This window comes from Pseudomonas sp. GV047, from assembly GCF_003058245.1.
Classification (GTDB): domain Bacteria; phylum Pseudomonadota; class Gammaproteobacteria; order Pseudomonadales; family Pseudomonadaceae; genus Aquipseudomonas; species Aquipseudomonas marginalis.
The window spans coordinates 239,931-252,778 of record NZ_QCWA01000007.1 but is presented as its reverse complement, the minus strand read 5'-3'; the positions used below and the strand labels follow the sequence as shown (position 1 = coordinate 252,778).

Annotated in this window: 14 protein-coding genes; 2 read left to right on the top strand and 12 right to left on the bottom strand. The window is 63.9% G+C overall.

From position 1 onward, the window contains the following. Positions 1-81 precede the first annotated feature (81 nt). Positions 82-873, bottom strand: coding sequence for an iron export ABC transporter permease subunit FetB (gene fetB, locus C8K58_RS19995; protein WP_027606140.1), 792 nt, complete (start codon positions 871-873; stop codon positions 82-84). Further along, entirely contained in the window at positions 870-1,547 is a 678-nt protein-coding gene (locus tag C8K58_RS19990) for an ATP-binding cassette domain-containing protein (protein ID WP_027606139.1), read from the bottom strand. Before C8K58_RS19990 ends, fetB begins: the two co-directional genes overlap by 4 nt. Before the next feature lie 131 nt (positions 1,548-1,678). Between C8K58_RS19990 and C8K58_RS19985 the strand changes: the two genes are divergently transcribed. After that, on the top strand, positions 1,679-2,755 hold the full coding sequence (locus C8K58_RS19985; protein ID WP_092485758.1) for an aldo/keto reductase: 1,077 nt from the start codon (positions 1,679-1,681) through the stop codon (positions 2,753-2,755). A gap of 623 nt (positions 2,756-3,378) precedes the next feature. After that, positions 3,379-4,587, top strand: coding sequence for a DUF1835 domain-containing protein (locus C8K58_RS19980; RefSeq protein ID WP_108574177.1), 1,209 nt, complete (start codon positions 3,379-3,381; stop codon positions 4,585-4,587). A gap of 54 nt (positions 4,588-4,641) precedes the next feature. Here the strand turns inward: C8K58_RS19980 and C8K58_RS19975 are convergent, their stop codons facing one another. From C8K58_RS19975 to accC, 10 genes are all read right to left on the bottom strand, one after another. Next, positions 4,642-5,475: an ABC transporter substrate-binding protein gene (locus C8K58_RS19975; protein WP_098479085.1), complete on the bottom strand. Its 834-nt coding sequence runs from the start codon at positions 5,473-5,475 to the stop codon at positions 4,642-4,644. A gap of 59 nt (positions 5,476-5,534) precedes the next feature. Further along, on the bottom strand, positions 5,535-6,263 hold the full coding sequence (locus C8K58_RS19970) for an amino acid ABC transporter ATP-binding protein (protein ID WP_169899070.1): 729 nt from the start codon (positions 6,261-6,263) through the stop codon (positions 5,535-5,537). A gap of 23 nt (positions 6,264-6,286) precedes the next feature. Then, complete coding sequence (locus C8K58_RS19965) at positions 6,287-7,030, bottom strand: amino acid ABC transporter permease (RefSeq protein ID WP_092354705.1); 744 nt, start codon at positions 7,028-7,030, stop codon at positions 6,287-6,289. A gap of 6 nt (positions 7,031-7,036) precedes the next feature. Next, on the bottom strand, positions 7,037-7,738 hold the full coding sequence (locus C8K58_RS19960; protein WP_027608104.1) for an amino acid ABC transporter permease: 702 nt from the start codon (positions 7,736-7,738) through the stop codon (positions 7,037-7,039). A 109-nt stretch (positions 7,739-7,847) separates the two neighbouring features. Further along, a complete protein-coding gene (locus tag C8K58_RS19955) occupies positions 7,848-8,600 on the bottom strand; it encodes an SDR family oxidoreductase (RefSeq protein WP_092354708.1) in 753 nt (250 codons plus the stop codon). Between the two features lie 93 nt (positions 8,601-8,693). Continuing rightward, positions 8,694-9,467, bottom strand: coding sequence for a LamB/YcsF family protein (locus tag C8K58_RS19950; protein ID WP_108574176.1), 774 nt, complete (start codon positions 9,465-9,467; stop codon positions 8,694-8,696). Next, positions 9,464-9,856, bottom strand: a complete 393-nt coding sequence (locus C8K58_RS19945) for an acetyl-CoA carboxylase (protein ID WP_027608101.1) — start codon at positions 9,854-9,856, stop codon at positions 9,464-9,466. Before C8K58_RS19945 ends, C8K58_RS19950 begins: the two co-directional genes overlap by 4 nt. After that, entirely contained in the window at positions 9,853-10,827 is a 975-nt protein-coding gene (locus tag C8K58_RS19940) for a biotin-dependent carboxyltransferase family protein (RefSeq protein WP_108574175.1), read from the bottom strand. Before C8K58_RS19940 ends, C8K58_RS19945 begins: the two co-directional genes overlap by 4 nt. Continuing rightward, a complete protein-coding gene (gene pxpB, locus C8K58_RS19935; RefSeq protein WP_092354714.1) occupies positions 10,824-11,480 on the bottom strand; it encodes a 5-oxoprolinase subunit PxpB in 657 nt (218 codons plus the stop codon). Before pxpB ends, C8K58_RS19940 begins: the two co-directional genes overlap by 4 nt. Beyond that, positions 11,477-12,829: an acetyl-CoA carboxylase biotin carboxylase subunit gene (gene accC, locus C8K58_RS19930; protein WP_098479082.1), complete on the bottom strand. Its 1,353-nt coding sequence runs from the start codon at positions 12,827-12,829 to the stop codon at positions 11,477-11,479. The genes pxpB and accC overlap by 4 nt, the downstream gene beginning before the upstream one ends. Between the last annotated feature and the right edge of the window lie 19 nt (positions 12,830-12,848).

Genomic DNA, 12,848 nt, shown 5'->3' with positions numbered 1-12,848 from the left:
CAGTTTGCTGCGCGACAGCGCGGCGCCGAAGACGGGGTGGGGCCTCCATCACCACAGAAAACCCCTTCGCCAAATGAACGCTTAGCGCTCTTGCAAGCGCTCACGCAAAAAACGGTGGCTCCTGGAAAACAACCGCCGATAGGTCAGCAACACCGCCCCCACCGTACCCAACGCCGACGACGCGGCAATCAGGAACATGATCACGATCTGATAGCGCACCGCGTCCACCGGGCTTTCCCCCGCCAGCACCTGGCCGGTCATCATGCCGGGCAGGCTGACGATGCCGACCACGGTCATCTGGTTAAGCGTCGGGATCATCCCCGCGCGTACCGCCTGGCGGATCGCTTCCTGCGCCGCCTCCCAGCGTGAGCCGCCGAGGGCCAGGATCATCTCGATGGTGTTGCGCCCCGAGGTCAGTTCCTGGGTCATGCGTTCGATCCCCAGGGACACGCCGGTCAGGGTATTACCGAGGATCATGCCGAGGATCGGGATCGCGTACTGCGGCTCGTACCACGGGTGGATGCGGATCACCGCAAACAAACCCACTGCCGTCACCAGCCACGAACTGCCCCACACCGACAGGATGCTGTCGACCCTTTGCCCACGGTACGTCCTGCGCCCGCGCCCCGCCGCCGACAGCCCGGCGATCAGGGTCATTGCGCCCATCAACGGCAGCACCACATACCAGTAGGCGAACGCGAACACCCAGCCCAGCAGGTAACCGATGGCCAACAGTTGCACCACGGTACGCACCGCCGCCCACAGCAACTGGCGGCCCAGGCCCAGGCGCAGCAGCAGGGAGAGCGCACCGTTGACCAGGATCAGCGAAGCGGCGATGCCCATGTCCAGGGCGGTGAGGTTTTGATAATTCATGGCTGGGTCGCCTCGCTCAACACGCCGGCACTCATGTGCAAGTGGATGTCGCTCATGCGCCGCGCCTGATCGAGGTCATGGGACACCCAGACATAGGCGCGGGCGTTGTCGCCGGCAAACCAGGCGCTGATCAGCACTTCCACGTCGCGGGATGAGGTGGGGTCGAGGGCAGCGGTGGGTTCGTCCAGCAGCAGCACCTCGGGGTTGAGTTGCAGGGTGCGGATCAGCGAGACCACCTGGGCCTCGCCGCCCGAGAGGTCCAATGCGTTCCTGGTCAAAAAATCGGCTGCCTTGCCGGCATGCCCCAGCAACGCGGTCACCGCTTGCGGGTCGAAGCGGCGCTGGCGCAGGGTCTTGAGGCTGAAGGGAAAGCGCAGGTTGTCCTCCACCGTGCCTTCGAGCAGCGCGGGGCGTTGGGAGAGGTAGCTGATATGGCTGCGGTAATGGGGAATCTCGGCATTGGCAATCGGCTGGCCGTTCCACAGGACCTGCCCGCTGGTGGGCGCATCCAGCAGCGCCAATGCCCGCAGCAATACGCTTTTGCCGGAACCGGAAGCGCCGGTGATCGACACGCGGTCGGCGCGGTTCAAGGTGAAATCCGTGGGCTGCAGCAACGGTACCTGCCGGCGTTCGTCCATGCGCGTGAGGGCGCGGGTTTCGATCAGTGCACTCATGGACGCGGTATTCCTCTTAAACCTGTTGGGCGCAATGGTGCGGCAGGCGCGGGAAGTTTTCATGAAAAAATTCAAACTATCGCCACCCACGTCGTTCAGAACTTCAGGTTCAACGTTAAGTAGGAGACGACATGCAATACCGACAACTGGGCCATTCGGGCCTGCTGGTATCCGAAATCATCCTCGGCACCGTGCCCTTTGGCGGTCGCGCCGAGTTTGAAAAATGCGGATCGGTAGACGTGCCCCAGGCCAGGCGCATGTTCGATATCGCGTTCGACGCCGGGGTGAATATGGTCGACACCGCCGACCTCTACTCCCACGGACTGGCCGAAGAAGTGGTCGGCAAAGCCTTGGGCGACAAGCGCAACGATATCCTGCTGGCCACCAAGGGCCGTAGCCCCGTGGACAACAACCCGAACAACTCAGGCTCGTCGCGCTATCACCTGATTCGCGCGTGCGAAGCGAGCTTGAAGCGCCTGGGCACCGACCATATCGACCTCTACCAATTGCACAATTGGGACGGCATGACCCCCATCGAGGAAACCCTCGAAGCCCTGCGGCTGTTGGTTGGCTCAGGCAAGATCCGCTACTTTGGCACCAGCAACTTCACCGCCTGGCAGATGATGAAAACCCTCGGCAAGGCCGAATTGCACGGCATGCTCAAGCCCATCACCCAGCAGATCTACTACACCCCGGAATCCCGCGAGGCCGAGTACGAGTTACTGCCCCTGGCCCTGGACCAGCACGTGGGGACGCTGGTGTGGGGGCCGATGGGCGAAGGCCTGCTGACCGGTTCCACCCGGCGCGGGCAGCAGCCACCGGCCAATACCCGTCAGGGCAGCGGCTGGCCCGAACCCTACGTGCATGACCAGGAACGTGCGCTGGACATCATCGAGACCCTCGCCGCCGTGGGCGATGAACAGGGCGTGTCAGTGGCGCGCACCTGCCTGGCCTGGCTCAAGGACCGTCCGGGAATTACCTCGCTGATCGTCGGCGCCCGCACGGAAGCGCATCTGCGTGACAACCTGGCGGCCACGGAATTGAAACTCACCGATGAACAGTTCTCGCGTATTGAAGCGGTGACACGGCGCCAACCGTTGTACCCGTACTGGCATCGTTTTACTGCCGGGATTGATCGCTTCGACCCGGCAGAACGGCCGTTCCTGGCCGAGCACCAGAAGACCATGGATGCACGCAAGGACAAATAATCCAGAACAGCGTACCTGTGGCGAGGGAGGTGCCACTACCTCTTCGACGTAGCGCTGTCGCGCAGCAAACTGGGACCTCTGTGGCGAGCGGGCTTGTCGAATCGTCGCACCGCCCGCGTTGGGGTGCGAAGCGCCCCTGATGGAGACAAATGTGGTGTATCAGACACTCCTCTGCGCCTGTTTTTGGGGCTGCTGCGCAGCCCAACGCGGGCGGTGCGACGATTCGACAAGCCCGCTCACCACAAGAATGCGCTCGCCTGAAATTATTTATGCAGGACTCAAGACTTCAGCGTGAAATTTTATCCCTTTAAAATCAGTGAGTTATTTTAATCTTGATAAGAGCTTGTTCCCTCACCACAGGTTACTTTTTCCCCTTTCTACGTCTTCACTGACTGGCATGAGGGCAAATCCCCCTCCCACATTTAATCCCGTCCCCCCCAAAAAAGGAGTACGGCTTCGATCCCAAGCCCGATTTGCAATCAAACGCCGCAGTGCCTATATTTCCCGCCTGGCGCTCTCTACGCCACCTTCCGCGGAAAGGGCTGCGCCCAGGACAATGAAGCTCTACCTCATTTCTACGACTCCCAACCTTAAAGCGGAAAAGGTTTGTGCAAGGAGATCGTATGTCGCAACGCCCCGTATCCTCCAACACCGATGGCCGTCTCAACCTTGAGCAGCAGCGCAAGCGCGCCAAGGAACTGTTGCGCCAGCTGAAAGCCCAGGACCCCGGCGCCACCCTGTCCCAAGCCCAATGGCAGATCGCCAGGCAACTGGGCTTCAGCAGTTGGCCCAAGCTCAAGGCCCATGTCGACGCCATTGACTTCGCCGCCCGCCATCCCGACTTTGCCGCCAGCGACGAAGCACGCACCACCCACTGGCGCTGCGGCAATGACATTGCCCACAGCCTCCAGGTGGCCGGGTTCAAGGGCCGCTTCCAGATGCTCACCGACCCGCTGTGCATGGGCCCGGTGCGCGACGTCCCCGCCGCAGAATTCCGCGCCCTGCGCAGCGCGTTCATCAGCCAGGCCTTTGCTCTGCCCTTAGCGGACGTCACGCGCCGCGTCGACGATGAATACGATCAGCTGGAAACCTTGGCCAGTGCCGAGCACAGCGTGCTGTGGTGCGAGGCGGACGCCTATGACCAGTTGTTCCTGATCCGTGCCCTGGCCGGCCTGGAGCAGGCACCGCCCAAGCTGGAGCTGATCGAGGTGGATCGTATTCCCGGTGTCGAGCGTTTTATCGGTATCGGCCAACTGGCGCCGGATGTATTGGCGTGGCTCTGGCCACAGCGGCGCCTCATCGGTGACGATGCCGTGCACCTGGCCAAACAGGCCTGGTCGGCCTATTGCGACAGCTCACCGACCCGGCTGGCGGCGCTTGCCCATGGCCAACACCCGGCCCTGCCGTTGCTGGCGCCGGCGCTGTTGCGTCAATTACAGGAGTTGCCGGGCACCCAGGACGGCCTGTCGCTGACCGAACGCCTGGCCCTGACCTACCTCGCCGAAGCCGGGCCGCTGCCGTTTGGCCGTGTGTTCGCCGAGCTGATGGCCAGGCGCGACCCGCTGCCGTTCCTCGGGGACATGATGTTTCATGCGCTGTTGCGGCCGTTGATCGATGGCGAGCAGCCGTTGCTGACGGAAACCGAGATGCATCTGGACTGGCCCCGCCGCACGTTGTCGCTGACCCCCTTGGGCCATAGCGTGCTCAACGGACAGGCGTACTGGCTCGACCATGCCAGCCACGAACGCTGGGTGGGCGGTACATGCGTCAGGCCCGGCCAACCGCACTGGATGATTGATGAGGCCCTGCGCCCCCAGTACAGAACACCGTAAAAAAACAGCCCGCCGTGCATCACCCACGGCGGGCTTTTTCACAACCGCCGGCGCTTACGGCAACGGCTCGAACTTCAATGCGCTCAAGCTCTGCACCTTGTCCTCGCGGACCATCTTGTATTCGGTGTTCGGGCCGATCCAGCGGTCCCAGATCGCATCGATCTCCCCTGCCTTCTCCATCGCCATCAACGACTCATTGACCTTGGCCAGAAACGCCGGCTCATCGCGGCGCATACCGGCGCCAATGGGTTCCAGGGCCATCGGCTCCTTGGCCAAGGCCAGTTCGACACCACTGGCCTTGGCCTGGTTGACCAGTTTCAGCGCGGTCATGGTGTTGGTCACCAGGCCCACCACCTTGTTCTGTTGCAACGCCATGTAGGCCGAGCCGGTGTCCTGGAAGGTCACCGGGGTGGCCCCGGCAAGGCGTATCGACTGCTCGGAGGTGGAGCCCTTGGTGGAGCTGATGCGCTTGTCCTTGAAGAAGCTTTTCGGCTGGTCGGCATTCGCCGCGCGCACCACCAGGGTTTCCTTGGCGATGTAGTACGGGTCGCTGAACTGGATCTGTTCGGCGCGGGTCTTGGTGTAGGCCAGGTTGGCGAAGATCACGTCGACGCGACCCATTTTCACTTCGGGAATCCGCGCTTCAACCGACAGCGGCTTGAGTTCCAGGGCCACGCCCATGGTCTTGGCCAGGGCCTTGCACAGGTCCACGTCCATGCCCACCAACTCGCGGGTTTTCGGGTCCGGCGCGGAGAATGGCGGCACGTCGGCGTAGACGCCGCAGCTCAGGGACTGCTTGGCCAGGATGTCGCTCAACTGGTCGGCCTGTGCGACGGCGATCGCCAATGGCCCCAATGCCAGTGCGGTAAACAGATGCTTCATACCCATGGGAAATCTCCAGAAAGTTGGACCAGCAAAAATGGCAGAGGGAGCAAAGCCGCCGCAGCTCAATGGGCCCGCAGGTCGGCGATAAAACGTTGCGCTCGCGGGTGCGAAGGCTGGGTGAAGAACGCATCGGGGCTGCTCTTTTCCAGAATCTGCCCCGCGTCCATAAACCAGATGGTGTCGGCCACTTCGCGGGCGAAGTTCATCTCGTGGGTCACGCACATCATGGTCATGCCGTCCTTGGCCAGGCCCTTCATCACGCTCAGCACTTCACCGACCATTTCCGGGTCGAGGGCGCTGGTGGGCTCGTCGAACAGCATCACCGGCGGTTCCATCGCCAATGCCCGGGCAATCGCCACGCGCTGCTGTTGGCCGCCGGACAACTGCGCCGGGTAAGCACCGGCCTTATGGGCCAGGCCGACGCGGTCGAGCAATTCCATGGCCTTTTGTTTGGCAGCGGCGCCCTTGAGGTTGCGCAGCTTGTTCGGCGCCAGGGTGATGTTTTCCAGCACCGACAGGTGCGGGAACAGGTTGAAGCTCTGGAACACAAACCCCACGCGGCTGCGCAGGCGGTTGATCTGCGCGTCGGTGCCGTGCACGTCCTGGCCATCGAACAGGATCTGGCCGGCCTGGATGTCTTCCAGGCGGTTGACCGTGCGGATCAGCGTCGACTTGCCAGAACCCGAGGGGCCGCACAGCACCACCACTTCACCGGGTTGCACCTCGGCGGTGATGTCGGTAAGCGCCTGGTACTCGCCGTACCATTTATTGATTTTCGAAAACATGATCATTGGATGCATGAGCGCAGCCCTCTTCAATTATCGGTGGTCAGCAACGGACCGCCCGCCACGGTTTGCCCGCCATCGCCCAGGCGCTTGCGGGCAATGCGTTGCTCCACCCAACCGGCCAGGCGGGTCAGGCCGAAACACAGCAGGTAGTAGATGATCGCCAGGATGAAAAACACCTGGAACGGCTTGGTCAGCAGCTGGTTGTTGACCTGGTTGGCGGCGAAGGTCACTTCCTGCACGTTGATCACGTAGCCCAGGGAGGTTTCCTTGATGATCGAGATGAACTGGCTGATCAGGCTCGGCAGCGCGTTGTACAGCGCCTGGGGCAGGATCACCCAGACCGTGGTGCGCACATAGCCCAGGCCCAGGGCGCGGGACGCCTCGTACTGCCCGGCCGGCAGCGCCTGGATGCCGCCGCGAATGATTTCGCACAGGTAGGCGCTCTGGTAGATCACCAGGGTGCAGAGCATGGTCATGAAGCCGGTGATGTTATGGCCGATCAGCAACGGCACCAGGAAGTAGGTCCAGAAGATCACCATCAGCAACGGGATGCCACGCAGCACATAGACCCACACTGTCGCGACCCAGTACAAGCCCTTCCACGGCGACACCCGCGCCAAGGCCAGCAGCAGGCCGAACGGGAACGCCAGCAGCAACGCCAGCGCCGCCAGGATCAGGGTACTGACCAGGCCACCCAGCGGGCCGTGGGGGTATTGGCCGATCAGGAACAGCGTCCAGTTCTGCTGCACGATTGAAAACATATCGAACATCGCGGTCTACCTCGCCAGGGCTTTGCTGAAGTGACGGGCGAGCAATGCCCCGGCGCCCATCAGCAGCAGTGAAAACACCAGGTAGAAAACCGTGGCCACCAGGTACGACTCAAAGGTGCGGAACGTGTAGTTCTCCACTTCGCGGCTGGCGTAGGTCAGTTCCATCACGCCGATCGCCATCGCCAGGCTGGTGTTCTTGAACAGCAGCACGGTGTGGTTGATCAGCGACGGCAGGCAGTTGCGCACGCCCTGGGGCAGGATCACGTAGCGCATCGAACGCACGTAGCCCAGGCCCAGGGCCCTGGACGCTTCGGTCTGCCCGGCGGGAATGGCGCGCAGGCCGCTGCGCATGTCTTCACAGAAATACGCAGCCTGGCACAGGCCCAGGGCGATCACCGAGAACAGGTATTCAGTGTTGTGGTTGGCCAGCCACAGTTGCGTGGACTCGCCAAGCAGCGTCGGCACGCCGAAGTACCACAGCATCAGTTGCACCAGGGTCGGCACATTGCGGTGGTACGACACATACCCCGCCACCAGGCGGTCGGCCAGCGTGTTACCGGTCAGGCGCACCGTGACCAGTGTCAGCGCCAGCAGCATCGCCAGCAGCCAGGCGAACAGCGCCAGCTGCAAGGTCATTTCGATGCCCTTGACGATCAGCTCGGCATACTCGCCTTGCAGAATCGCGGCCAAATCGAAGTCTTGCTTCATGGTCAATCCCTATCGGCATTGGGCTAGGGCAGAAATCAAAATCACCCGGCGTGGCCGTGGCGGGATGCAGCGCTGACGGATCGATCCGTTCTTTTGCCGGGGCTCGGATTCAGCCCTGGTAGTCCTGGGGCCGGGCGGTGGAAAGCCCGCCCGGCACCTGCAAGGTCGGGGTGATTTCCATGTGCCCGATGTTGACCGCAATCGGCGCGGCAATCGCGAAGGCGATGGCATTGGCGATGTCCTCGGCCTGGGGCAATTCAAAGCCCTCGACGAAGCGCTTGTAGGTGGCTTCGGAATCGCCGTGCACGTGGGCAAAAATATCCGTGGCGACCCGACCCGGGCAGATCTCGGTGACCCGCACGCGCTTGCCGAACGCATCGATGCGCAACTGGCGCGAAAGCATGCTCACGGCGGCCTTGGTCGCGTGGTAGGTGGAGTTGCCGCCAAAGTTGTAGGCCGCCGCAATCGAACTGATGTTGATGATGTGCCCGCAGTCGCGCTCGACCATGCCCGGCAGCGCCAGGCGCGCCAGGTGCAGCACGGCGCGCAGGTTGACATCGATCAGCAGGTCGATGCCGTCGGCGTCGGCCTTGAGCAGGGAGCCAGGCTTGTCGACGCCAGCGTTGTTGACCAGGATGTCGAAGGTGTTTTCGGCGAACAGTCTGGTCAGCCCGGCAAGGTCGGTGACATCGACGGCATGGGCGATGCAGCCGGTCCTGGCCGCCAGTTCCTGCAACTTGTCGGCGCTGCGGGCCAGGGCATGCACCTGCACGCCTTCCTGGCACAGGCGCTCGACAACGGCGGCGCCGATGCCGGAGGAAGCTCCGGTGACCAGCGCGGTTTTGTAGTCGGAAAATGGCATGGGGTGGTCCTTGTGCTACGGGTTATGGTTCGACTCTATCCAGCCTTCGGGCGCTGGACCAAGACGCAATGGTTGTGTGGCGATAAGGCCTGCTTATGACGCGGCCAGCAGCTGGGAAATCGGCGTGATGCGACCGCCCAGTTGCTCGATTTCGGCGCGAATGGTGCGCGCCAGTTCGACCGCGCCGGGGGTGTCGCCATGCAGCAGGATCGAATGGGTCGGCACCCGCAGCACCTTGCCGCTGAGGGCGGTCACGGTGCCCTCCTCCAGTAACTGCCGCACCCGGCGCAGCACCGCTGCCGGCTCCTTGATCACCGAACCGTCGACCTTGCGCGGCACCAGCAGGCAATCGTCGTCATAGGCGCGGTCGGCGAGAAACGTGGTGGCGACGCGCAGGCCGCACTTCTCGGCCGCGCCCTCGATGGCGCGGCTGCTGGAGGAGCTGATGATCAGCGTCGGGTCAAACGCCGCCACCGCCCGCACCAACGGCTCCGCCAGCGCCGCATCGGCGGCGGCCATATTGCCCAGGGCGCCGTGGAAGCTCATATGGGTCATGGGATGGCCGTTGACCGCCGCGATCCCGGCGAGCGCGCCGAGCTGGTAGATCACATGGGCGGCGAGTTCCTTGATCTCGATGTTCATCTGCCGACGGCCAAAGCCCATCAGGTCCGGGAAGCCCACATGCGCCCCCAGGTCGATGCCGCCGGCCTTGGCCAGGCGCACCGTGTTGTCCATGATCAACGGGTCGCCGGCATGGAAACCGCAGGCGACATTGGCCGATGAAATCAGGTGCATCAGCGCCTCATCCTCGCCCATGCGCCACGGGCCGAAGCCTTCGCCGAGGTCGGCGTTCAAATCAATCTTCATGCGGGGTACTCCACACCAAGGAAGGCTTCGCCGTAGCCGACGGTGGTGCCGCACGGCACGCGCACATCGACGACCCGTGCGGCGCGGGGCGCGCGCAAGGGCAACAGCAACTCACCCACTTGCAGCAGCGCGACCAGTTGCCCGGCGCTGAGCTGATCGCCCACCGCCACGAACGGTTGATCCAGTTGGGGATGGGTCAGCAGCAAGCGGCCCAGGCCGGTGGTGCGCAGCACCTGGTCTTCAACCACGGCCACGGCAGGCGCCGCAACAGCGCCGGCCGAGGCGCCGCGCTTGAGCGTCAGGTGCACACCGGGGCGGCTCATTTCGGCACCGGCCAGGTGGTGCTCCTTGAGCCACAGCGCCAATTGGCGAATTTCCTCAAGGGTCATGCTTTCACTCCTTCACGGTGCAGTTCCAGCAGGCGGCTGACTTCCCGCAGATACGCGCGATTGGTTTCCAGGGCCTCGACGGCCTCCAGGTAGCTGCACTCGATAAAGCGCACCTTGCCGCCGATGGGCGCCTGGCCCAGGCGCCACAGGTCGGCCTCGATCACACTGCCGAACTTGGGGTAGCCGCCGCTGGGCTGGGCGTCACGCATCTGGATGATGGGCTGGCCGCCGTGGGGCACCTGGATCACCCCCGGCACGATGCCGTGGGAGCGAATTTCCATCGGTGCAATGGGCAGCAGCGGCTGGCCTTCCATTCGGTAGCCGTAGCGATTGCTCTGGGTGGTGATCTTCCATTCACCGGCCCAGAACGCCGCGCGGGAGGCCTCCTGGAAGCGCTCGTATTCGGCGGCGGGCAACACGCGCATGGCAGGCACCCCATCAACCTGCAACGGCAGCGCCAGGCCTGGCGCCAGCACCCCAACATCCAGCGGCAACGGGCTGATACCGGGGTGCAGTGCCCCCAGCCGATCACCCTGTTGCAGGGCGCGGCCGTCGAGGCCACCGAACTCGCCGCGCAATTGAGTGCTGCGCGAACCCAGCACCGACGGCACATCCACCCCGCCCGCCAAACACAGATAGGCACGGCTGCCAGACGTCGGATAGCCCAGGCTCAAGACCTGGCCTTCGCGGCCCTGGCACACCCAGTTCGGTGGCAAGGGCTGGCCGTCCAGGGTGGCGTCGCAAGCGGCGCCGGTCACCGCAAAGGCACAGTCCTGCAGCAGCCGTACCTCGAACGGGAACAGCGGTATTTCAATCGCGGCGGCGTCTTCGGGATTGCCCAGCAACAGGTTGCCCAAGGCCAGGGCCAGGTGGTCCATGGCGCCCGATGTGCCCACGCCATAACCCAGGCTGCCGAAGCGGCCGAAGTCCTGCACGGTGGCCAGGGCGGTGGCCGATAAAATCTCGATCATCGAATGATCCTCTCGATGCGCAAGCGCAGGAAATCACCCGGCCGCAAGATCGCGGGCGGGGTTTGGGCGGGGTCGAAAAACGCCATTTCAGTGCGGCCGATGGTGTTCCAGCCGCTGGGGCCGGCCGAGGCGGACACCCCGGTCTGCACCCCGCCGATGGACACCGAGCCCGCCCCAATAGTCAGCACCGGCACCTGGCGCCGTGGCGTGGCCAGGCGCGGGTCCATGCCGCCGAGGTAGCAATAACCGGGGTGGCTGCCCAGGGCGTACACCGGGTACAGCGGTTCGCAGTGCAGGTTGGCGATGGTCTCGATATCCAACCCGGTGTGGGCGATCACGTCCGCCATATGCGGGCCGAACTCGCCGCCGTACACCACCGGCAATTCGACAATGCGCCCCTCCAGAGGCAGCGGCTGGCTCTGTTCCCAGGCTTCCAGCAGGCGCTGGCACAGGCCGTTCAGTTCACGGGGCGGCGTGAGGAAGGTGAGCATCAGGTTGTTCATGCCGGGCACGGCTTCGTGGATCTCGGGCCATTCGCCGGCTTGCAGGGCCAGGCGCCAGATGCGCTGCTGCGGGGCCAGGTCCAGTTCGCCCGGCGCCTCGAAGAGCAAGGCGCTGGAGCCCAGCAGGCTGATGACAGGGGCGATGTTCATGTCGGACTCCTTTGCTGCAACCAGCGCTCCAGGTGATGAATATCGACGCCGCCGGCGCAGAACGCCGGGTCATCCAGAATCTCGCGGTGCAACGGAATGTTGGTGGTGATGCCCTCCACGACCATCTCGCTCAGGGCCAGGCGCATGCGCGCCATGGCGTCTTCGCGCGTGGCGCCGTGGGTGATGACCTTGGCCACCATCGAGTCGTAGTACGGCGGCACGCGGTAGCCGGTGGTGACATGGGAATCGACCCGCACACCAAAGCCGCCGGGCACTTCCCAACGCTGGATCAGGCCGGGGGTCGGCATAAAGGTCAGCGGGTCCTCGGCGTTGATGCGGCACTCCAGGGAGTGGCCGTTCAGTTGAACGTCCTCCTGGCGCACGCTGAGCACTTCACCGCGGGCCATGCGCAGTTGCTGCTGGACGATGTCGATGCCGGTGGTCATCTCGGTGACCGGATGCTCCACTTGCAGGCGCGTGTTCATCTCGATGAAGAAGAACTCGCCGTCCTCATACAGAAACTCGAAAGTGCCCACGCCGCGATAGCCGATGCGGCGGCAGGCCTCGGCGCAGCGTTCGCCGACCGTGGCGATCAGCGCGGGATCGATGCCCGGCGCCGGCGCTTCTTCCAGGACTTTCTGGTGGCGGCGTTGCAGGGAACAGTCGCGGCAGCCGAGCCAGATCGCATGGCCATGGGCATCACACAGCACCTGGATTTCCACGTGCCGGGGGTGGCCGAGGAATTTCTCGATATACAGTTCAGGGTTGCCGAACGCCAACCGCGCTTCTTCGCGAGTGAGACCGATGGCCGCCAACAACTCGGCCTCTGCCTGCACCACGCGCATGCCGCGACCGCCGCCGCCACCGGCGGCCTTGACGATCACCGGGTAACCGATGTCGGCGGCGATGGCGAGGATGCTCGCATCGTCGCTCGGCATGCTCGAATCCGGCCCCGGCACGCACGGCACACCGGCTTCACGCATGGCGCGCTTGGCTGCCACCTTGTCGCCCATGGTGCGAATGCATGCGGCGCTCGGCCCGATAAAGGTCAACCCGGCCGCTTCGATGCGCTCGGCAAACCCGGCGTTTTCCGACAGGAACCCGTAACCGGGGTGGATCGCCTGGGCACCACTGACCCTGGCGGCAAACAGCAGCGCCGTCTGGTTCAAGTAGCTCAGGCCCGGTGCGGCCGGACCGATGCACAGCGACTCATCGGCGTTTTGCACATACTGCGCATGGCGGTCCGCTTCGGAGTGCACCGCCACGGTCTTGATACCCAGGCCGTGGCAGGCACGCGCAATGCGCAGGGCGATTTCGCCACGGTTGGCGATCAGCACTTTGTCGAACATTGAATTCACCTGAATAACG

Coding starts and splice junctions, on each gene's coding strand:
- C8K58_RS19955 (WP_092354708.1), bottom strand. CDS start 8,600: ATGCCATTTTCCGACTACAAAACCGCGCTGGTCACCGGAGCTTCCTCC.
- C8K58_RS19985 (WP_092485758.1), top strand. CDS start 1,679: ATGCAATACCGACAACTGGGCCATTCGGGCCTGCTGGTATCCGAAATC.
- pxpB (WP_092354714.1), bottom strand. CDS start 11,480: ATGAACATCGCCCCTGTCATCAGCCTGCTGGGCTCCAGCGCCTTGCTC.
- C8K58_RS19940 (WP_108574175.1), bottom strand. CDS start 10,827: ATGATCGAGATTTTATCGGCCACCGCCCTGGCCACCGTGCAGGACTTC.
- C8K58_RS19960 (WP_027608104.1), bottom strand. CDS start 7,738: ATGAAGCAAGACTTCGATTTGGCCGCGATTCTGCAAGGCGAGTATGCC.
- C8K58_RS19965 (WP_092354705.1), bottom strand. CDS start 7,030: ATGTTCGATATGTTTTCAATCGTGCAGCAGAACTGGACGCTGTTCCTG.
- fetB (WP_027606140.1), bottom strand. CDS start 873: ATGAATTATCAAAACCTCACCGCCCTGGACATGGGCATCGCCGCTTCG.
- C8K58_RS19945 (WP_027608101.1), bottom strand. CDS start 9,856: ATGACCCTTGAGGAAATTCGCCAATTGGCGCTGTGGCTCAAGGAGCAC.
- C8K58_RS19990 (WP_027606139.1), bottom strand. CDS start 1,547: ATGAGTGCACTGATCGAAACCCGCGCCCTCACGCGCATGGACGAACGC.
- C8K58_RS19970 (WP_169899070.1), bottom strand. CDS start 6,263: ATGATCATGTTTTCGAAAATCAATAAATGGTACGGCGAGTACCAGGCG.
- C8K58_RS19980 (WP_108574177.1), top strand. CDS start 3,379: ATGTCGCAACGCCCCGTATCCTCCAACACCGATGGCCGTCTCAACCTT.
- C8K58_RS19975 (WP_098479085.1), bottom strand. CDS start 5,475: ATGGGTATGAAGCATCTGTTTACCGCACTGGCATTGGGGCCATTGGCG.
- accC (WP_098479082.1), bottom strand. CDS start 12,829: ATGTTCGACAAAGTGCTGATCGCCAACCGTGGCGAAATCGCCCTGCGC.
- C8K58_RS19950 (WP_108574176.1), bottom strand. CDS start 9,467: ATGAAGATTGATTTGAACGCCGACCTCGGCGAAGGCTTCGGCCCGTGG.